At 35.5% G+C, this 383-nt stretch carries 1 pseudogene; it reads left to right on the top strand.

The annotated features are described in order from the left end of the window. Window positions 1-64 precede the first annotated feature (64 nt). Window positions 65-383: pseudogene (locus tag JKP73_RS22155) on the top strand (RlmI/RlmK family 23S rRNA methyltransferase); the annotation flags it as partial.

Here is a 383-nt window from a genome sequence, read left to right on the forward strand (position 1 = left end):
TCTATCTGGTGGTTATTTTGGTTTTTAAAAGAAAAAGAAAGTACTTTTTTGTTATAATTAAAGCATGAAAAAAATTACAGTACGGACAAAAGCAGCAAAGAAATTGCGGGCTGGCTATCCACTTTTGGTGGCAGAAGATTTAAATTCACCTTTCTTGGAGGATGATTTTGCACAATTTTTTGATGAAAAAGGGCAAGCGCTTGGAACAGGTTATCTTTCAAAACAAAATAAAGGAGTGGGTTGGCTTTTAGATTCTTCGTCAGTAAAAATTGACCATCATTTTTATGTGGAAAAATTTGTCAATGCACGCGCTTTACGGGCGAACTTCTATCAGGATGAATTAACGAACGCCTTTCGTCTTTTTAATGGTGAAGGAGATGGAT

Source organism: Virgibacillus salexigens (assembly GCF_014905415.1).
GTDB classification, from domain to species: domain Bacteria; phylum Bacillota; class Bacilli; order Bacillales; family Amphibacillaceae; genus Virgibacillus; species Virgibacillus salexigens.